General features: G+C 61.7%; 18 protein-coding genes. 4 read left to right on the forward strand and 14 right to left on the reverse strand.

All coding sequences use genetic code 11. The features are described 5' to 3' along the window. Window positions 1-54: 54 nt before the first annotated feature. Complete coding sequence (locus tag ACR2J1_RS08900; RefSeq protein WP_434018975.1) at window positions 55-615, reverse strand: DNA-3-methyladenine glycosylase; 561 nt, start codon at window positions 613-615, stop codon at window positions 55-57. An 18-nt stretch (window positions 616-633) separates the two neighbouring features. On the opposite strand from ACR2J1_RS08900, the gene ACR2J1_RS08905 reads away from it, so the two are divergent. Continuing rightward, a complete protein-coding gene (locus tag ACR2J1_RS08905) occupies window positions 634-1,119 on the forward strand; it encodes an EAL domain-containing protein (protein ID WP_434018976.1) in 486 nt (161 codons plus the stop codon). 334 nt (window positions 1,120-1,453) lie between these two features. On the opposite strand, the gene ACR2J1_RS08910 is transcribed toward ACR2J1_RS08905, so the two are convergent. Continuing rightward, window positions 1,454-1,597, reverse strand: coding sequence for a hypothetical protein (locus ACR2J1_RS08910; RefSeq protein WP_434018977.1), 144 nt, complete (start codon window positions 1,595-1,597; stop codon window positions 1,454-1,456). A 262-nt stretch (window positions 1,598-1,859) separates the two neighbouring features. Here ACR2J1_RS08910 and ACR2J1_RS08915 point away from each other — a divergent pair, with 262 nt between their 5' ends. Further along, entirely contained in the window at window positions 1,860-2,348 is a 489-nt protein-coding gene (locus ACR2J1_RS08915) for a YidB family protein (RefSeq protein ID WP_434018978.1), read from the forward strand. 38 nt (window positions 2,349-2,386) lie between these two features. Continuing rightward, entirely contained in the window at window positions 2,387-2,641 is a 255-nt protein-coding gene (locus ACR2J1_RS08920) for a GlsB/YeaQ/YmgE family stress response membrane protein (RefSeq protein WP_434018979.1), read from the forward strand. A gap of 5 nt (window positions 2,642-2,646) precedes the next feature. Here the strand turns inward: ACR2J1_RS08920 and xth are convergent, their stop codons facing one another. The 9 genes from xth to ACR2J1_RS08965 form a co-directional block, all read right to left on the reverse strand. Next, a complete protein-coding gene (gene xth, locus ACR2J1_RS08925) occupies window positions 2,647-3,462 on the reverse strand; it encodes an exodeoxyribonuclease III (protein ID WP_434018980.1) in 816 nt (271 codons plus the stop codon). Window positions 3,463-3,496: 34 nt separating this feature from the next. Beyond that, window positions 3,497-4,222, reverse strand: coding sequence for a type 1 glutamine amidotransferase (locus tag ACR2J1_RS08930; RefSeq protein ID WP_434018981.1), 726 nt, complete (start codon window positions 4,220-4,222; stop codon window positions 3,497-3,499). A 331-nt stretch (window positions 4,223-4,553) separates the two neighbouring features. Further along, the gene (locus ACR2J1_RS08935) at window positions 4,554-5,981 is read right to left on the reverse strand and encodes a gamma-aminobutyraldehyde dehydrogenase (protein ID WP_434018982.1); all 1,428 of its coding nucleotides are present in this window, start codon (window positions 5,979-5,981) and stop codon (window positions 4,554-4,556) included. 21 nt (window positions 5,982-6,002) lie between these two features. Beyond that, window positions 6,003-6,821 carry an ABC transporter permease gene (locus ACR2J1_RS08940; RefSeq protein WP_434018983.1) on the reverse strand — a complete coding sequence of 273 codons (819 nt, stop codon included), beginning with the start codon at window positions 6,819-6,821 and terminating at the stop codon, window positions 6,003-6,005. Next, window positions 6,811-7,752, reverse strand: a complete 942-nt coding sequence (locus tag ACR2J1_RS08945) for an ABC transporter permease (protein ID WP_434018984.1) — start codon at window positions 7,750-7,752, stop codon at window positions 6,811-6,813. Before ACR2J1_RS08945 ends, ACR2J1_RS08940 begins: the two co-directional genes overlap by 11 nt. Further along, window positions 7,749-8,762, reverse strand: a complete 1,014-nt coding sequence (locus ACR2J1_RS08950) for an ABC transporter ATP-binding protein (protein ID WP_434018985.1) — start codon at window positions 8,760-8,762, stop codon at window positions 7,749-7,751. The genes ACR2J1_RS08945 and ACR2J1_RS08950 overlap by 4 nt, the downstream gene beginning before the upstream one ends. Before the next feature lie 60 nt (window positions 8,763-8,822). Continuing rightward, the gene (locus ACR2J1_RS08955) at window positions 8,823-9,971 is read right to left on the reverse strand and encodes an ABC transporter substrate-binding protein (protein WP_434019003.1); all 1,149 of its coding nucleotides are present in this window, start codon (window positions 9,969-9,971) and stop codon (window positions 8,823-8,825) included. Between the two features lie 146 nt (window positions 9,972-10,117). Continuing rightward, window positions 10,118-11,704 carry a flavin monoamine oxidase family protein gene (locus tag ACR2J1_RS08960; protein ID WP_434018986.1) on the reverse strand — a complete coding sequence of 529 codons (1,587 nt, stop codon included), beginning with the start codon at window positions 11,702-11,704 and terminating at the stop codon, window positions 10,118-10,120. A 131-nt stretch (window positions 11,705-11,835) separates the two neighbouring features. After that, window positions 11,836-12,324 (reverse strand): Lrp/AsnC family transcriptional regulator, encoded by a 489-nt coding sequence (locus ACR2J1_RS08965; protein ID WP_434018987.1) that lies wholly within the window; start codon window positions 12,322-12,324, stop codon window positions 11,836-11,838. Window positions 12,325-12,459: 135 nt separating this feature from the next. On the opposite strand from ACR2J1_RS08965, the gene ald reads away from it, so the two are divergent. Then, the gene (ald, locus tag ACR2J1_RS08970) at window positions 12,460-13,590 is read left to right on the forward strand and encodes an alanine dehydrogenase (protein ID WP_434018988.1); all 1,131 of its coding nucleotides are present in this window, start codon (window positions 12,460-12,462) and stop codon (window positions 13,588-13,590) included. Window positions 13,591-13,771: 181 nt separating this feature from the next. Here the strand turns inward: ald and ACR2J1_RS08975 are convergent, their stop codons facing one another. From ACR2J1_RS08975 to gabT, 3 genes are read right to left on the reverse strand one after another with little or no spacing between them, the layout of a single operon-like run. Continuing rightward, window positions 13,772-15,268 (reverse strand): CoA-acylating methylmalonate-semialdehyde dehydrogenase, encoded by a 1,497-nt coding sequence (locus ACR2J1_RS08975; protein ID WP_434018989.1) that lies wholly within the window; start codon window positions 15,266-15,268, stop codon window positions 13,772-13,774. Between the two features lie 12 nt (window positions 15,269-15,280). Beyond that, entirely contained in the window at window positions 15,281-16,603 is a 1,323-nt protein-coding gene (locus ACR2J1_RS08980) for an aspartate aminotransferase family protein (RefSeq protein WP_434018990.1), read from the reverse strand. A gap of 43 nt (window positions 16,604-16,646) precedes the next feature. Then, window positions 16,647-17,942, reverse strand: coding sequence for a 4-aminobutyrate--2-oxoglutarate transaminase (gene gabT, locus ACR2J1_RS08985; RefSeq protein ID WP_434018991.1), 1,296 nt, complete (start codon window positions 17,940-17,942; stop codon window positions 16,647-16,649). Window position 17,943: the final 1 nt, after the last annotated feature.

Here is a 17,943-nt window from a genome sequence, read left to right on the forward strand (position 1 = left end):
TCTCGCCACTGACGAGAATCGGTCCACGACACGACTGGCCAGCGACCCACGTCATCAAACCTGTCGGACGTGCTTTCCGGAACTCATCGGCGACGAGATCAAGAAGCGATATTCTTTTTCCGCCCAAACCGGACCCGCATAATCGACACCGATGCGCGGGGTTCTGACGATCTCCTGAGGAACGACACGCTCACCGAGATCTGCAAACCACAAGCCGGAGCGCGCGGATGCCTGATGCGCATTCAAAGCGCCGGTAATGCCAAGCGCTCGGGTTAGGCGACCCGGCCCGGTGATCGTTTTCACGCTACGGATCAGGACTGCGGCGGGGTAGTCGATCTCTCCCGTGACCACGTTGAGCATCCAATGCATCCCATAGACCAGGTATATATAAAGAGAGCCCGGCGGCCCGAACATTGGTTCGGTGCGACGCGTGCGCCCGCGCGCCGCATGGGAGGCCAAATCGTGAGGGCCCACATAGGCCTCGGTCTCCGTGATCCTGTAGACAGTCCGTTTTCGCTCTCGACGTCGGACGAGCGCCTTGCCGAGCAAGGCCGGCGCGACCTCCTCCGCAGGACGGTTGAAGAATTCCGCCGATAAAGAGCGACCTTGAGGCATCGATCATAGAGTCAAGAGGTGAAACGCTCGCACTTTAGCGCTGGCGCAGAGGGAGAGCACGCGGGCGCAGGTTACCTTACCGAGGACGAGCGGATATCCGATCCGGGACATGTCCAGGGCATCATCCAGGAATATAATCGATTGGGGTTTCTGACTGCGCTCGATGATTTCGGCGCCGGATATGCCGGGCTCAATCTCATGGCAAACTTGCCGCTCGACCTGATCAAGATCGATATGCAGTTGATCCGAGTCGTCGATCGCTCGCACGCGCGGCAGGTGATCATCGCGGGCCTTGCCGCCATGGCGCGGGCCCTGGACATTGCGGTGATCGCCGAAGGGGTCGGGACGGAAGGGGAACTCCAGACCTTGCGGGCTGCGGGGATCTCCCTCTTTCAAGGCTATCTCTTCGCAAAACCTGAAATCGAGAGGCTGCCGGCGGTCCCGATGCTTTTGACCGACGGTGTGGATCGCGGGAACGAGCCGCAGCGCCAGACGCGTCTGTAAGGCCATACGGTGATGCCGTATCTTCCAGAGCGCTTTTGCGCGCCTGGAAAGGCGACCGATACCTTTCACAGTGGGATTCACTCCGTGGCGAGCACCCTTTGCCGTGCATTGCGAAAACTTGCCAAGCTATCGATACTACGGGCGCCGCGGGTCTTCGACCCCGCGCCAATTCGGGGGACGGGAAAACAGCAATGATCTTTCGCAGATTCCGGTTGGCGACAATCCTCCCTACGAGGTGAACGTTGTTATCGAGACTGCATCAGGCGACATGACGGGCGCTGTTCCCACCGTCCGGCTCTGAGAGGCGTCGGCCGAAGCCGACGCCTCTTGTTACCTACACTCCATCGAGCACGTTGCCGGCAAGGAGGACTAAATAGCCGATCAGCAGGATCGTGAAACCGCTATGGGCATACGGGATCGAGACATTGCCGTAGTGGATGACCGCAGCGACAATGGCCACTGCGACAGAAATAAACAATGTCACTTGTTTAGGCGGTGTGAGCCGAAGCATTGTGTTGTTCCCCCTCCAAGCCCGGAATTGGGCGATGTGAGCTTAGCCTCTGCGACTTCTTTCTTTCAGACGCATTTTGTTTGCGTCCATTTCAGGCGCCATTTTTGCTGAAGAATTGCGGTCAGGACAGAGAAATCCCGCGTGCCGGGCGCAGCGTGCTCCTTGCAATGCTGATGGAACTTATGGTTTCGCCCACTGTTTGAATGTGTTGTCAGGATAGGAGCAAACCATGAGCCGCGGATTTCCCTCTATGACTGCCCTTTTGGGCTTGCTCGCCATCGCGGGCTATCAGAATAGAGATAAGATCGCCGAAGTGCTCGGCGGACTTGGGCAGAATAAGACAGGACCGGACGGCCAACGCATCCCCGGGGCGGACGGCCAAAGTGGTCTCGGCGGCTTGCTCGAACAGCTCGGATTGGGCGGTGCGAGCGCTGGCGGGATCCTCAATGGCGGCCTTGGCGAGCTCGTCGATCGCTTCAAGCAAAGCGGCCAGGGTGAAATGGCCGAGTCCTGGGTCAACACGGGCCCCAACAAGCAATGCACCGCGGCTCAGCTCGAGCAGGCGATCGGCCCCGAGGTTTTGGCGACATTGTCGAAACAAACCGGTCTGTCACGAGACGATCTGGTGGCGAGGCTTTGCCGCGAACTGCCCGACGCAGTGGATAAGTATACGCCTCTGGGTCGTCTCCCTGTGGAAGCCGACCTTTCGCGCGCATAATATTCGGCACCGTACTCAATTCTGAAGGAGGGCTGCGCATGGGTATCTTATGGACGATCCTTATCGGCTTCGTGGCTGGAGTATTGGCGAAACTTGTCACCCCGGGCGCCAACGAGCCGGCCGGCTTCATCCTCACGACGATCCTCGGCATCGTCGGAGCATTCGTTGCGACCTATCTGGGCCAGGCTCTCGGCTGGTACAACGCTGGAGAGGGAGCTGGGCTTATCGGGGCGACTGTAGGCGCGATCATCGTGCTTTTGATCTGGGGCGCCGTTTCGCGTAGACAGGCTTAGCACCTTCAAACACTTATCGACGCGCTGCCGCGTGGGCGTGCTGCCGCTGCATCGCGGAGCGCGATCCACGCCGGCGCGTGATCGCTTGCGCCTTCGCGTCCTCTCATGTCGCGATCGACTCCGGCGGCCAGCAGGCATTTAGCGGCTTTCGGGTTGAGCAAAAGATGATCGATGCGAAGCCCGGCGTCGCGTTGCCACCGGTTTCGCCTGTAATCCCAGAACGTGTAAGTCGGCGTATCAGGATGCAGCCTGCGTATTGTGTCGATCCAGCCCTCATCGAGAAGGCACCGATACAAAGCCCGCGGCTCCGGCTGCAGAAGCGCGTTCTTCGCGTAGGACTTGGTTGCATAGATGTCGAAATCCGTCGGCACGACATTGTAATCCCCCGCCAGCACGACCGGGGCATCGAGCGTGTAAAGCTCTGCCGCGTGCGCCAGAAGCCGCTTCATCCAGGCAAGCTTGTCTTTGAATTTGGGCCCCGGCTGCGGATTGCCATTCGGTGCATAAAGCGTCGCAATGAGCACGCCTCCCACGGCGGCCTCGATGTAGCGGCTTTGGGTGTCGGTGGGGTCGCCCGGCAGCGCGTTGCGCGTGAGGACCGGCTCACTGCCGCGGGCAAGAATGGCGACGCCATTCCAGGATTTTTGCCCGCGCCAAACTGCGCCGTATCCGGCCTTTTCGATCGCTGCGACGGGAAACTCGGAATCTGCCGCCTTCAGCTCCTGGAGGCAGGCGACGTCGGGGCGCGCCTCTCTCAGCCATTGCAGCAGATTCGCGAGCCGTTTGTTGACGTTGTTGATATTGAAGGTGGCGATCTTCATCGCGGGACTGTGGTCTCACAGCCGCAGGTCAGGCCTATGCCGCAGCGGCGGCCCAGCGCGACTTGAGGTTCTCGTAAATCGTGCGCGCGTTTTGATTAAACTCAGCCAGGGACGCATCGACCTGGCCCGCCAGCATCTCGACTGCGCCCGGACCCATCGCCTGTTCCAGCGCCTCCGAATACACAGGAATCGCCGCCCATTCCGCAACCGTATCTTTCGTCACTTCGACGTGAAACTGCGCACCATACGCGTGGTCGCCATAGCGGAAGGACTGGACGCGACAGGCAGCCGTACTGGCAAGAATGCTAGCGGCCGCCGGCAAACCGACAACCTCCGCGCCGTGCCACTGAAGGACGCTCAGCGGATCGGGCAAACTTTGCAGCATTGGGTCGCGCTCGCCTGCGGATGTCTTGGCGACCGTGAGTACGCCCACCTCCGGCACCTTCGCGGGCCCGACGCTGCCGCCGACGGCTTCGGCGAGAAGCTGATGCCCGAGACAGATCCCCAAAAACGGACGCTGCATGTCGACGACGAATTTGCGGATCGCCGCTTTCTCTTCGCGGAGCCAGGGATACTGGTCTTCCTGCCAGACATCCTGGGGTCCGCCCATAACGATCATCAGATCGAAGGGCGCGAGATCGGGAATGGATTGGCCTTCGTCGACCTCGATCGTCTGCCACGTCAGGCCGTCTTCGCGAAGGAAGTCGCGAAAGACGCCCGGGTGCTCGACGGCCACGTGTTGCAGAACGATGATCTTCATAATGGCTGTCCCTCACGAAAACTCGGATAGTGGCTGTGCAGGCAAGTCTGGAGCGAGCAGCTCCCGTGATTCCGTGTCCCGTACGATAGAAGGATTTTTTGCAGAAATCACGCACCGGCCCCGGCACATCGGAGCGGTGCTAACGACGTGTGGAGCGGCAGGCGAGGATCGAATATGGCTTCATTAGACCACGAAAGACGCGAGGGTGGAACGACTAATGCAACTTGGCGCGAGGTCACACTCGCGAAGGTCCACGGACCGCCGGGGACATGGTTACTGCAACGTCCGCAAGGTCCAACATCGTGCGAAACTCAGCGAGTTCTTCACAATCTCAAAGCTTCACCATCACATGGCGCGCGACGGTGTAGTCCTCGAGCGCGTACATAGAGAGGTCCTTGCCGTAGCCGGAGGACTTCAGGCCGCCATGCGGCATCTCGTTCACCAGCATAAAGTGCGTGTTGACCCAGGTGCAGCCATATTGGAGCCGCGCGGCGGTTGCCATGCCTTTGGCAAGGTCCGAAGTCCAGACCGAAGATGCGAGCCCATAATCGCTGTCGTTGGCCCAGGTGACTGCCTGATCGATATCGTCGAAGCGCGTGACCGATACGACGGGGCCGAACACCTCTTTCTGCACGATCTCGTCGTCTTGCAGCGCTCCCGCGATGACGGTCGGCTCGAAGAAGAATCCCTTGCCGCCGGGCGATTTCCCGCCTGCCGCGATCGAAATGTGGCTTTGCGAGGCGGCGCGTTCGACAAAGCCTTCGACGCGGCCTTTTTGCTTCGATGAGATCAGAGGGCCGATCTCGTTCTCGTCGTCGTTGGACAGATTGTATTTCAGCTCTTTGACGGCGCTCGACAGGTCCGCGACCAGATTGTCATAGATCTTCTTGCCTGCGTAGATGCGGCATGCGGCCGTGCAATCCTGACCGGCGTTGTAATAGCCGAACGCCTTGATGCCGGCGACCACTGCGCCAATTTCGGCGTCGTCGAACACGATCACAGGCGCCTTGCCGCCCAGCTCAAGATGCGTCCGCTTCAACGTCGCGGACGCGGCTTGCAGCACCTTCCTGCCCGTGTCGATGCTACCCGTCAGCGAAACCATCGCGACCTTGGGATGATTGATGAGGGCGTTGCCGGTCGTCGCGCCGCGGCCGGTGATGACGTTTACCACGCCCTCGGGAAAGATGTCGGCGATGATCTTGGCAAGCTTCAGCGTGGTCAGCGGCGTCTGCTCGGAGGGCTTGATGACGATCGTATTGCCGCCGGCCAGGGCCGGAGCGAGCTTCCAGGCGGCCATCATGAGGGGATAGTTCCATGGCGCGATCGAGCCCACCACGCCGACCGGATCACGGCGGATCATCGAGGTGAAGCCGGCCATGTACTCGCCCGTGAGGGGACCATGCATGTTGCGAACGGCACCGGCAAAGAAGCGAAAGCAGTCAGCAACCGCCGGCATCTCGTCCTCCAAAACGCGAAGTCTCGGCTTGCCGCAATTGAGCGCTTCGAGAGTGGCGAACGCCTCCGCCTCCCGGTCCACGGCATCGGCGAGCTTCAACAAGAGCCCCGAGCGTTCGGCGGGCGTCGTCCGCGACCAGGAAGTAAACGCCTCAACGGCAGCGTTCACCGCTTCGTCGACCTGCTCGGAAGAGGCTTCCGCGAGAGTCACGACCGCTTCCTCGGTCTTGGGATTAATGACGGCCTCGGGCGCTTCCGTGCCGTCAACAAACTTCGAGCCAATCAACATTTTCGTGTCGAGCATGGGGGTGTCCTCAACTGCCGGTTATTTCGATGAGCCGCCCGTGTGCTCGCCCTCGCGCGTCAGATAGTAGGCGGCGAGGATCGGTAAGAGCGTAACAACAATGACGAACACCGCGACGACGTTGGTCACGGGGCGCTGCCGGGGCCGGATCAACTCGGACAACATCCATATCGGCAGCGTCGACTGCTGACCCGACGTGAACGTCGTCACGATGACCTCGTCGAACGATAGCGCGAATGCGAGCATGCCCCCGGCGAGAAGCGCCGTTCCGATTTGCGGCAAGACCACATGGCGGAAGGTCTGGAAGCCGTTAGCGCCGAGATCCATGGACGCCTCGATGAGATTGCCAGACAGCCGCCGGAAGCGGGCGATGGCGTTGTTGTAGACCACCACGATGCAGAACGTGGCGTGCCCGAGAACAATGGTCCAGATCGAGAAATCGATCCCCATGATGTCAAAGGCCGAGCGCAGCGATATGCCGGTGATGATGCCCGGCAGCGCGATGGGCAGGATAAAAAGCAAAGAGATGGTTTCGCGGCCGAAGAAGCGGGCGCGCGACAGGGCGGCCGCAGCGAGGGTTCCAAAAATGAGCGCGAGGACAGTCGCGATCGCCGCCACTTTAAGGGACAAATAAAGCGCCGGCCAAATGTCCGGCCGCTGCGACCAGGCGACCGCGAACCATTTCGTGGTGTAGCCGGGCGGCGGGAACTGGTAGCTGCTTTCCTCGGTGGTGAAGGCGTAAACTACGATGAGGGCGAGCGGCAAATGCAGAAACAAGAGTCCTGCAATTGCAGAAATACGCAGTGCAAGGGGCGTGGCGCGGTTTGGCTCAGATGACATCGAACGCTCCCATGCGCTTCGCCATCCACAAATAAATGCCCATGATCACCATGGGAACGACGGTGAATGCGGCGGCCAACGGAACGTTCCCGGCAGTTCCCTGTAAGGTGTACACCGCCTGTCCGATGAAGAAACGCGAGTTGCCGACGATCGTCGGCACGATGTAATCGCCGAGAGTGAGCGAGAAGGTGAAAATGGAGCCGGCAACGATGCCGGGGAGTGCCAAGGGAAAAAGCACCGTCCAGAAGGTCTGCCTCGGTTCGGCGCCGAGGTCGGCGGACGCTTCGATGTAGTTGGTAGGCACGCGCTCCAACGCTGCCTGGATCGGCAGGATCATGTAGGGAAGCCAGACATAAACGAACACGAGAAACGTGCCGATATAGCTAAATGAAAATGACGGACCGCCGATCACCGGCAAGCCCAGGATTCCGCCGAGCAGCCACGAAAGATGCAGGCCCTCCGCGATCCACGTGAGGATGCCTTCCTTGGCCAAGATGAGCTTCCAGGCGTAGATCTTGACGAGATAGCTAGACCAGAGCGGCATCATCACCGCGAGATAGAACAGCGCCTTAGTCCAGCCGCGCGCATACCGCGCCGCGTAATAGGCGATCGGAAAGGCGATGATCGCGCAAGCGAGCGTAACGAGCGCCGCCATCGTCACCGTGCGCAGAATGATCTGGAGGTTGGCTTCCTCCAGGAGTTGCGCATAGGTCGAGAGCGTGAACTCGCGGACGACGAGCCCCGAGAAATCGTCGAGCGAATAGAAGCTCTGCAGCAGCAAAGCGAACAGAGAGCCGATATAGACAATGCCGATCCACAGCAGGGGCGGCAGCAAAAGGAGCAGCGTGAGGACCTTGGGCCGAGAAACGAGGATATCGGATAACCGGCCGATGACCCCACCTTCCCGATCAGCGGTCGCCACGTGGCTCACGCGCCGTCCTCCATGGTGACCATGGCGGACTTCGGCCAAGTGAGCCGCACGCTCTCTCCTTCGTTGAAGGGGACAGCACCGGCCGGCATCTCGGCGATGATCCGCATGTCCTCCGCCTCCACTCCAAGCCGGGTGACCGCGCCCTGATAGCTGATCATCTTGATCTCCCCGTCGGTATGCGCGTGCTCCGGCGGCACAGCGGTGCCCGACGGAAGGACGCCAATCTTCTCGGGGCGAAGGCTGGTCCACTTGGCTGCCCCGCCGTGGCCGGCAGCGAAAGCGGGTGAAAGTATGTTCGATGATCCGACGAAGTCGGCGACGAAGCGCGACTGCGGCCGCTCATAGACGTCGGCGGGTGAGCCGACCTGCACGATCCTGCCTTCATTGAAAATGGCGACTCGATTGGCCATCGAAAGCGCCTCGCCCTGGTCGTGTGTCACGAAGACGAAGGTGATGCCGAGCTCCTTCTGCAAGGTTCTCAGCTCCTCCTGCATCTGTTCCCTAAGCTTGAGGTCCAGCGCCCCGAGCGGCTCGTCGAGGAGGAGCGCCTTGGGTCCATTGACGAGCGCGCGCGACAGAGCGACCCGCTGCCGCTGGCCGCCCGATAGCTGCGCGGGACGGCGGTCCTCGAATCCGGCAAGCTTGACCATAGCCAGCGCGGCTCTTGCCTTGGTCTCGCGGTCGGCCCGACCAACGCCCCTGATCTTGAGCCCGTAGGCGACATTCTCGCCGACCGTCATATGGGGAAAGAGGGCGTAGTCCTGGAACACCGTGTTGACGTTGCGCCGGTAGGGCGGCACGCCCTCGGCGGTGTCACCAAAGATCTCGATATGCCCTTCGTCCGGCTGCTCGAAGCCGGCAATGAGACGCAGGCAGGTCGTCTTCCCCGAACCCGACGGACCAAGCATCGCGAAGAATTCTCCCTCCGCGATGTCCAGGGTGACGCCATCGACCGCTCGGACCGAACCGAAACGGCGGGCGACGTTGACGAATCTAACGGCCGGCGACATGGCGCTGCGCCATCGGGAGGGACCCGCCGCTGCGGGTCCGGTCCCTCGGTGTTCGACGCATTATTTACCGAGGATGGCGATGTAGTCCTTTGCCCATTGCGAGTAAGGGACACAGGCGCCGGATTGCTCGCACTTGGCAGTCGGCGTCCGCCAGAACCAGATCTTCTCGAAATTGTCGAAGCCGTTGATCGCGCAACCCGCGTCGGTCAAAAGCTCGTTGCCTTTGCAGGCCGCCGGCACCGACGGCACCGAGCCGAACCAGGATGCAAGGTCACCCTGCAGCTTGGCGCTCAAAGAATGCTCCAGCCACTTGTAAGCACAGTTCGGGTGCTTGGCGTCGGCGTGCATCATCGTCGAGTCGGCCCATCCGGTTGCCCCCTCTTCTGGGATCGTCGAGGCCACGGGCTTCTTCTCGCCCTCCAGGAGATTCACCTGGAACGGCCATGACGAGGAGGCGACAACGCCTTCGTTCTTGAAATCGTCGACCTGTACCATGGCGTCATGCCAATAGCGGCCGATCAGTGCTCTCTGCGCCTGAAGCAAGTCAATCGCCGCGGCATACTGCTCAGCGTTGAGCTCATAGGGATTCTTGATGCCGAGTTCCGGTTTCTTCTTCATGAGGTAGACGGCTGCATCCGCGATGTAGATCGGGCCGTCATAGGCTTGCACGCGTCCCTTGTTGCTCTTCCCGTCGGGCAGCTCCTGCTCCTCGAACACGACCGACCAAGTCTTCGGCGCCTCCTTGAAGACATCCGTATTGTAGGCGAGTACGTTGGGTCCCCATTGAAACGGAACCCCGTAATGGACGCCGTCGACGGTGTGCCAAGGTGCGTCCTTCAGCCGGTCGTCGACAGTCTTCCAACTTGGGATCAGATCAACATTGATGGGCTGGACCTTTTTGCCGGCGACCAATCGCAAGGACGCATCGCCCGAGGCGGTGACGAGATCGAACCCGCCCTGGTTCATGAGCGTGACCATCTCGTCAGAGGTGGCGGCCGTTTTGACGTTGACCTTGCAGCCAGTCTCCTTCTCGAAAGCGGTGACCCAGTCGTAATTCTTATCCGTCTCACCGCGCTCGATATAGCCCGGCCAAGCAACGATCGCGACCTCGCCTTCGCCCTCGCCGACGGCTGTCGGCAAGTCGGCAAGCGCAGGCCCGGTCAGTGCGAGCAGGATCAAGGACGTTGAGACGCAAAGTACGCGGTTCATTGTCATTTTTCTCCCCATGCTGGACGCCTGAGAAGCTGGCTCTCGGATTTCCCGACAGGCCGCGCCGCCCAAGGTCCATACCGCCGTGAATGTTAATCGAGGACCCCGCCAAGCGCCACAGGCAAGCACCCGAAGTGGCAACACGCTCATTTTTGCAGTGCCATGGCCTCGATGAGGGCGGCGGCGGACCGGTTTCCGCTTTCAACACCGCCGTTCATGAAGCCAAGAAAGTCGCTGCTGGTGTGCTCGCCGGCAAATTGCAGGCGGCCGTCCAGCGCCGGCTCCGATGCTACCTCCAACAATGTCGTATATTGTCCTGCTTTGGCGCTGGCGTAGCTGCCAAGCGTGAAGGGATAGACGGCCCAGAACCACGAGACGACCGCGTTGGGATCGAGGGCTTCAGCCATCTTCGGCGACATCTTCGGCAGGTCGGCGCGGAACGCGTCGAGCGCTGACTTAGCGTCGTTCAGGCCAGGTTTGACGCCCAAAAAGTCGGTGATGATGCCGGCATCGCCCGGCTGGGCTCGGCTTGAATCCCACAGATTCTGGAAGCCGAGATCGGAATAGAACGTGCCGTTCGACGGCGCCGGCAGGCCCGAGTCCGGGCTGCGCCATACGCGTGATGTGGTGCCCTGCAAAATCTTGGCGCTCATCCCGTAGCCGAGCTCGCGAATGCATTTCAGCTTTTCCTCGCCAAGGTCCAGACGCTCCAGACCCTCCACCTGCCGCAGCTTGGTGAATGGCAGCGCCAGGATCACGGCATCGAAGCTTTCTGAGCGCCCCCCCCCGGGTGCATCGAAACCCATGACGATCTGCTCGCCTTTGATGTCGAGCGCCGTCAGCGCGTAGCCCTGCTTCATGTCGATCTTGTTCTCGAGCGCTGTCACAAGGGCCGTAATGAGCGCCGACGAGCCGCCCTTGATGCGGAAGACTTCATCGCTCTCGCCGAACATCTGGAAGGGCTCGGCGAGATCGGTGGCGATGAAATCCACCATGCTGAAGCTGGACTGATCTTTCGTCTCAAGACCGAACTCGATGTTATAGCCCACGTCGAGCAGATCGATCGTCCAGTCATCGGTTTTACCGCGGAATTGCTCCAGGTAATCCTTCAGAATCATTTGATCGAGCTTGCGCACATAATCCGTCCACTGGTCGTCGTCGCCGGTAAGCTTATCCGCGTCGGCAGCGATCTGCTCGGCAATCGGCGCGAAGGCGCCCGTCTGCTTCTCCGGATCGACCATATCCTTCGGCACATGGAATTGGTTCTTGAAGAAATACAGATCTTCGCCGTCGCCTTCGGCGGCGAGTTTCTGCATCTCCACACCGAGTTCGGTCGCGAGTTTCTGCAGATCTTCGTGATTGGTGTCGACGAATTCGCCGCCGAGCTCGCAAAACATACCCTCGTAGAAGTCGTAGTGGGTGAACATGCGCCCGCCCCAACGATTGCTCGCCTCAAACACAACTGGCGTCGCGCCGGCTGCCTGTAGACGATAGGCCGCGGTCAGCCCGGCGACGCCACCGCCGATGATGGCGATCGAGCGTTTCGGCTGATCCTTCGCGTAAGCGCTCCAGTCCAAGACAGGCGATAGCGCGGCGGCGCCGGCAGCGGCCGCGGATAGGCGCAGCAGTCGCCGTCTGGTCAGTGACGACGATCGCGGCCAGACGACACCATTGTCATGAGCCGAAAGGGCCAAGGCTTTCTTGATGGCGGTGAACAAAGGCGTACGCGACATGGGCGGCACCATGAGGTTGTTATTGACGAGGCGTTGCGCGCCTGCGACTTGGCAGGTGTGGTGCCTGAGTGTGTCACAAACTCTCGGTGTTCAGAAGCGCCGCCTTCTGGGATAAAGAGTCTATGTCGCCGTCATTTTCTCGACGGTAAAAGGCATGACGCCGGTAGAGGCCTGTTGGCGACCTCCCGCAGCGCGAAGCTCGACTTCAGACGCACCACACCCGGAAGCCGCGACAACTGCTCTTTGTGGATGCGCTCGAAATCGGCAAGGTCGCGCGCCAGGACCGTGACGAAGTAGTCGTCCTCACCCGACATCAGATGACAGGAAATGATGGAGGGTGCAGACGCGACAGCCTCCTCGAAGGCATTGAGCAAATCCTGACTCTGGCTCTTCAAGCTGATCTGAACCATCACAGTCATGCTCAGGCCGAGCGCCTCTCGGCTGATGCGCGCCTGATAGCCCTGAATGGCGCCCCGTTCCTCGAGGGCCCGGATCCGCCGCGCGATGGCCGTCGCGGAAAGCGGGATGCGATCAGCAAGCTCCACCTGGCTCTGGCGACCGTCCTCCTGAAGAGCGCCGAGGATCGCGCGATCCAGCGCATCCAGCTCTATTTCTTTCATTTTCAGGCGTCTCCAACCGAACCTGAGGCATTTATATAGCATAAATGAGCTTACGAGCTGGAGAAAACGCCGGGTATCTACGCTCGAAAAGTGGCACCGTCCTATCGAGCGACCGCACCTTTCTGGGAGTAGATCATGCGCATCGGCGTTCCGACAGAGATCAAGAGTAATGAGTTCAGAGTAGGACTCGTACCCGGCTCGGTCCGCGAGCTGACGGCGCGCGGCCATGAGGTCTGGGTGCAGTCCGGCGCCGGCGTGGGCATCTTTGCCGACGACGCCACTTACGAGAAGGCCGGCGCGCGCATTCTCCCGACCGCTGAGGCTGTGTTCGCCGAGGCCGAGATGATCGTCAAGGTCAAGGAGCCCCAGGCGTCCGAATATCGCCGGCTCAAGCCGGGCCAGATCCTGTTCACCTATCTGCACCTTGCTCCGGATCCCGAGCAGGCCCGCGGGCTGATGCAGTCCGGGGTGACGGCCATCGCCTACGAAACTGTTACCGATTCTTCCGGAGGCTTGCCGCTCCTCGCGCCGATGAGCGAAGTCGCAGGCCGCCTGGCGATCGAGGCCGCGGCCATTGCGCTGCGCCGTCCGACCGGTGGGCGAGGCGTATTGATGGGCGGCGTTCCCGGCGTTCGCCCGGCGACGGTGGTCGTGCTCGGCGGCGGTGTGGTCGGCACCCACGCGGCGCGCATGGCCGCCGGTCTCGGTGCGGAGGTCTGCATTATCGACCGGTCCTTGCCGCGCCTGCGCCAACTTGATGAGCTGTTCGAGGGCCGCGTGCGCACGCTCGCCTCGACGATGGACAGCATCGAGACCGAAGTGCATGCCGCTGACGTGGTGATCGGCGCGGTGCTGGTCGCAGGGGCGAGCGCGCCAAAGCTTGTCACCCGCGACATGCTTCCCCGCATGAAGGGTGGCGCGGTACTGGTCGACGTGTCGATCGATCAGGGTGGGTGTTTCGAGACCTCGCGGCCCACGACCCACGCCGATCCCACCTTCGACGTAGACGGCATCATTCATTATTGCGTGGCGAACATGCCGGGCGCGGTGCCGGTCACCTCAGCGCAGGCGCTCAACAACGCGACGCTGCCTTTCGTGATCAAGCTTGCCAACAAAGGCGTCGCCGCCTTCGACGACGATCCGCATCTCGCCGCAGGACTTAATGTCCGCGACGGCCGTATCACCCATGCGGCAGTCGCCGCTTCGCTCGGCTTCGACCGCGGCCCGTTGACCAAAGGTAGGGTGCGCCTCGTCGCCGCCGAGTAGTCGCGCGTCAGAGAGTCATTTGCCGGACGCTCCCCCCGCGCCGGTCCGTTTACCCTCCCCCCGGGGTCGGACCGACTTTTTCTTTTTGCGCGCTCAGGTCCGCCGATGCCCTTCGGATTTGTTCGGGTATTCCTTGAGGTCCGAATCCTCCTGCCAAGTCTCGTCTAGCCCGTAGCCGCCGCTACTTCAAGCTCGGGAAATTGAACTCAGGCCCGCCGCGGATACCGGTCGGCCAGCGGGCCGTCACGGTCTTAAGGCGCGTATAGAAGCGCACGCCTTCGAGGCCGTAGACAGCATGATCGCCGAATAGCGACCGCTTCCAGCCGCCGAACGAATGGTATGCGACCGGCACCGGGATCGGCACGTTGATGCCCACCATGCCGGCCTCGATCGAGGCGGCAAAGGCGCGGGCGACATCGCCGTCGCGGGTGAAGATGGCAGTGCCGTTGCCGTATTCGTGGCTGTTGACAAGATCTGCGGCGTCCTCGTAGTCGCCCGCCCTCACGACGCATAGAACCGGCCCGAATATCTCCGTCTTATAGATGGTCATATCCTTGGTCACGCGGTCGAACAGCGAGCCGCCAAGAAAGTATCCACCCTCGTAGCCTTGCAGTTCGAGCCCGCGGCCATCGACGACAAGCTCGGCGCCCTCCCCCACGCCCTGGCCGATCAGACCCTCGATGCGCTGCTTGGCCTCCGCCGTGACCACGGGGCCCATCTCGGAGTCGGGATCGGGGGCCGGGCCGACCTTCATCATGCGGATCTTGGGAGCGAGCGCTTCGACGAGCCGGTTGGCGGTCTCCTCGCCGACGGGCACCGCGACCGAGATCGCCATGCAGCGCTCGCCCGCGGAGCCAAAGGCCGCACCCATCAGCGCATCGACGGCCTGGTCCATGTCGGCGTCAGGCATGACGATCATGTGGTTCTTGGCGCCGCCCAGGGCCTGCACGCGTTTCCCCGACGCGGAGCCGCGCCGATAGACGTGTTCGGCGACCGGCGTCGAGCCGACGAAGCTCACCGCCTTGATGTCGGGATGGTCGAGAATGGCATCGACGACCTCCTTGTCGCCGTGCACGACGTTGAGCACGCCCGGCGGAAAGCCCGCCTCCTGAAACAGCTCCCAGATCAGCATCGATGCGGAGGGATCGCGCTCGGACGGTTTCAGCACGAACGTGTTGCCGCAGGCGATCGCCACCGGATACATCCACATCGGCACCATGGCCGGAAAGTTGAAGGGCGTGATCCCCGCGACCACGCCAAGCGGCTGGCGGTCGGACCAGCTGTCGATCTCTGGGCCTACATTGCGGCTGTACTCGCCCTTGAGGAGATGCGGAATGCCGCAGGCAAAGTCGACGACATCGATGCCGCGCGCCAGCTCGCCCAGCGCATCGGGATGCGTCTTGCCGTGCTCTTTCGAGATCGTGGCGGCTATCTCGCCGGCGTGACGCTCCAGCAATTCCTTGAAGCGGAACATGGGCTTCACCCGCTTCAGCGGCGGCGTCTCAGCCCATGGTCCGGCCGCCCTGGCCGCCACCGCCACCGCATCGGAAACTTCCTCCGCGGTCGAGAGCGGCAGGTTTGCGATCTGGTCTCCCGTGGCCGGATTGTAGACGGGTGCAATCCGCGCCGAGACTGACGTGACCTTGCGGCCATTGATGGCGTTTTGAATGGTGTCCATCAAAATGTGTCCTTAAGCGGCCGTCTTGAGGACGCCCGAAAGAATATCGACCAGCTGATCGATTTCCTTCTTTTCGATGATGAGCGGGGGCGACAGGGCGATGATGTCGCCTGTGGAGCGAACGAGAAGGCCCCGTTCGAAGGCTTCGACGAAATGCGTATGGGCGCGTTTCGAAGGCTCACCGGGGATGGGCTCGAACTCAATGGCCCCGATCAGCCCGATATTCCGAATGTCGATGATATGCGGAAGTCCCTTTAGGGAGTGCACGGCATCCGCCCAATAGGGAGCGAGCTCGGAGGCTCGCGTCAGCAGCCCTTCCTCTTTGTAAGTCTCGAGCGTGGCGATGGCAGCCGCGCACGCGACGGGATGGCCGGAATAGGTATAGCCGTGGAAAAAATCGATGGCCTCCTCCGGGCCGTTCGTGAAGGCCTCATGGATCTCCTTTTTCACGAACACCGCGCCCATGGGAATGGTGCCGTTGGTCAGGCCCTTCGCGGTCGTGATGAGGTCCGGCGAGACGTCGAAATAGTCGGCGCCGAATGGCGTGCCGAGGCGGCCGAAGGCGGTAATGACTTCGTCGAAGATGAGCAGGATATCGTGCTTGGCGCAGATCGCCGCCAGCCGCTTGAGATACCCCTTCGGCGGGGTCAGGACGCCGGTTGAGCAAGCGACGGGCTCGACGATGACGGCGGCGATGGTGGAGGCGTCGTGCAGCGCCACGAGGCGTTCGAGATCGTCGGCAAACTCGGCGCCGTGCTCGGGTTCGCCGCGGCTGAAGGCGTTCCGCGCCAAGTCGTGCGTGTGGCGAATATGGTCGACGCCACTCAACAGCGTGCCGAACATTTTGCGGTTGTTGGCGATGCCGCCCACCGACATGCCGCCGAAATTGACGCCGTGATAGCCGCGTTCCCTGCCGATCAGCCGGACCTTCGACGCGTTGCCCTTGGCCCGATGATAAGCGAGCGCCATCTTGAGGGCGGATTCGACCGATTCCGAGCCGGAGTTGGTGAAGAACACATGATCGAAGCCGGGCGGGGCGATGTTGACGAGCTTCGAGGCGCACTCGAATGCCTTTGGGTGCCCAATCTGAAATGAGCCCGCGAAGTCCAACTCGCCAACCTGCGCGCGGATGGCCTCCACGATCTTCGGCCGGCAATGGCCGGCATTTACGCACCACAGTCCTGACGTGCCGTCGAGCACGCGGCGGCCGTCGTCCGTCGTGTAATGCGTGCGTTCGGCGCTGACGAGAAGCCGCGGCGCCTTCTTGTACTGGCGGTTCGCCGTGAACGGCATCCAGTATGCTTCAAGATCGTTGGTCGCGAGCCTAGCGCTCATATTAGTGCCTCGTCAGCGATGGTGTCTCTTGAATCGAAAAGAGCTACGCGGCCCGCGTGACGGCCTCGGCGAGGCTCGTCTCGAAAATGTCCATGCCTTCGCGAACGATCGCATCACTCGCGGTGAGCGGCACGAGAAAGCGGATGACGTTTCCGTACGTGCCGCAAGAGAGAAGAATGAGCCAATTCTCGTTTGCGACTTTCATCAAAGTTTGCGTCAGCTGCGGCGCCGGCTCGGCGCTCGCGGTGTCCTTCACCAGCTCGATCGCGCACATCGCGCCGAGGCCCCTAACATCGCCCACGCAGTTCAGATTGGAGCGGTCTTTGATCTGGTTGCAGCGGTCGAGGGTGATCCTGCCGATGGCGTTGGCGCGCTCGCACAACCCTTCCTCGTCGATCGCATCGAGCACCGCATGGGCAGCCGCACAGGCGACAGGATTGCCGGCATAGGTACCTCCAAGACCGCCGGGGCTTGCCGCATCCATCACGTCGGCCCGTCCGGTTATCGCCGAGAGCGGAAATCCGCCGGCCAAGCCCTTTGCCATGGTCACGACATCGGCCTTGATGCCCACGTGCTCAAGCGCAAACATTTTACCCGTGCGCGCAAAGCCTGTCTGTATCTCGTCGGCGATAAGGAGAATGCCGTGCTCGTCGCACAGCTCCCTGAGGGCGCGAAGAAAGTCGAATGGAGCAATGTAGAACCCGCCCTCGCCCTGAACGGGCTCGATGATGATGGCGGCGATGCTCGACGGATCAGCCGAATATTTGAAGAGAGCATTGATGGCGGCGAGGCTCTGCTCGCCGCTGACCCCATGATACGTATTGGGGAAAGCGACATTGTAGATGTCGGCGGGGAAAGGTCCGAAACCCTTCTTGTAAGGCACCACCTTGCCGGTGAGCGCCATCCCCATATGCGTGCGGCCGTGGAAGCCGCCGCTGAACGAGATTATGCCGGGCCGGCCCGTATAAGCCCGCGCGACCTTCACCGCGTTCTCGACGGCCTCGGCGCCGGTCGAGAGGAGCATCGTCTTGGCCGGAGCGGCGACCGGCGCGATGGCATTAAGCCGCTCGGCCAGCCGCACGTAGGATTCATAGGGTGTGACCTGGAAGCACACATGGCTGAACAACTTCATCTGCTGCTCGACCGCGGCGACGATCCTCGGATGCTGATGCCCGGTATTTACCACGGCAATGCCCGCGCCGAAATCGATGTAGCGCTTGCCGTCCTCGCTCCAAATCTCGGCGTTCTTCGCGCGCTGGGCGTAGATCGCAGTCGCCTGGCTCACGCCGCGCGGCACGGCCGCGACTCTCCGCTCATGAAGCTCGGCCGACGTTGGCATG

The sequence above is a fragment of the Methyloceanibacter sp. genome (assembly GCF_050999895.1).
Lineage (GTDB): Bacteria > Pseudomonadota > Alphaproteobacteria > Rhizobiales > Methyloligellaceae > Methyloceanibacter.

What these genes read in the sequence shown, in the direction of transcription:
- ACR2J1_RS08900 (WP_434018975.1), bottom strand. Translation starts at nt 615, where the DNA reads ATGCCTCAAGGTCGCTCTTTATCGGCGGAATTCTTCAACCGTCCTGCG.
- ACR2J1_RS08965 (WP_434018987.1), bottom strand. Translation starts at nt 12,324, where the DNA reads ATGAAAGAAATAGAGCTGGATGCGCTGGATCGCGCGATCCTCGGCGCT.
- ACR2J1_RS08935 (WP_434018982.1), bottom strand. Translation starts at nt 5,981, where the DNA reads ATGCTCGACACGAAAATGTTGATTGGCTCGAAGTTTGTTGACGGCACG.
- ACR2J1_RS08960 (WP_434018986.1), bottom strand. Translation starts at nt 11,704, where the DNA reads ATGTCGCGTACGCCTTTGTTCACCGCCATCAAGAAAGCCTTGGCCCTT.
- ACR2J1_RS08950 (WP_434018985.1), bottom strand. Translation starts at nt 8,762, where the DNA reads ATGTCGCCGGCCGTTAGATTCGTCAACGTCGCCCGCCGTTTCGGTTCG.
- ACR2J1_RS08955 (WP_434019003.1), bottom strand. Translation starts at nt 9,971, where the DNA reads ATGAACCGCGTACTTTGCGTCTCAACGTCCTTGATCCTGCTCGCACTG.
- ald (WP_434018988.1), top strand. Translation starts at nt 12,460, where the DNA reads ATGCGCATCGGCGTTCCGACAGAGATCAAGAGTAATGAGTTCAGAGTA.
- ACR2J1_RS08915 (WP_434018978.1), top strand. Translation starts at nt 1,860, where the DNA reads ATGAGCCGCGGATTTCCCTCTATGACTGCCCTTTTGGGCTTGCTCGCC.
- ACR2J1_RS08980 (WP_434018990.1), bottom strand. Translation starts at nt 16,603, where the DNA reads ATGAGCGCTAGGCTCGCGACCAACGATCTTGAAGCATACTGGATGCCG.
- ACR2J1_RS08975 (WP_434018989.1), bottom strand. Translation starts at nt 15,268, where the DNA reads ATGGACACCATTCAAAACGCCATCAATGGCCGCAAGGTCACGTCAGTC.
- xth (WP_434018980.1), bottom strand. Translation starts at nt 3,462, where the DNA reads ATGAAGATCGCCACCTTCAATATCAACAACGTCAACAAACGGCTCGCG.
- ACR2J1_RS08930 (WP_434018981.1), bottom strand. Translation starts at nt 4,222, where the DNA reads ATGAAGATCATCGTTCTGCAACACGTGGCCGTCGAGCACCCGGGCGTC.
- ACR2J1_RS08920 (WP_434018979.1), top strand. Translation starts at nt 2,387, where the DNA reads ATGGGTATCTTATGGACGATCCTTATCGGCTTCGTGGCTGGAGTATTG.
- gabT (WP_434018991.1), bottom strand. Translation starts at nt 17,942, where the DNA reads ATGCCAACGTCGGCCGAGCTTCATGAGCGGAGAGTCGCGGCCGTGCCG.
- ACR2J1_RS08940 (WP_434018983.1), bottom strand. Translation starts at nt 6,821, where the DNA reads ATGTCATCTGAGCCAAACCGCGCCACGCCCCTTGCACTGCGTATTTCT.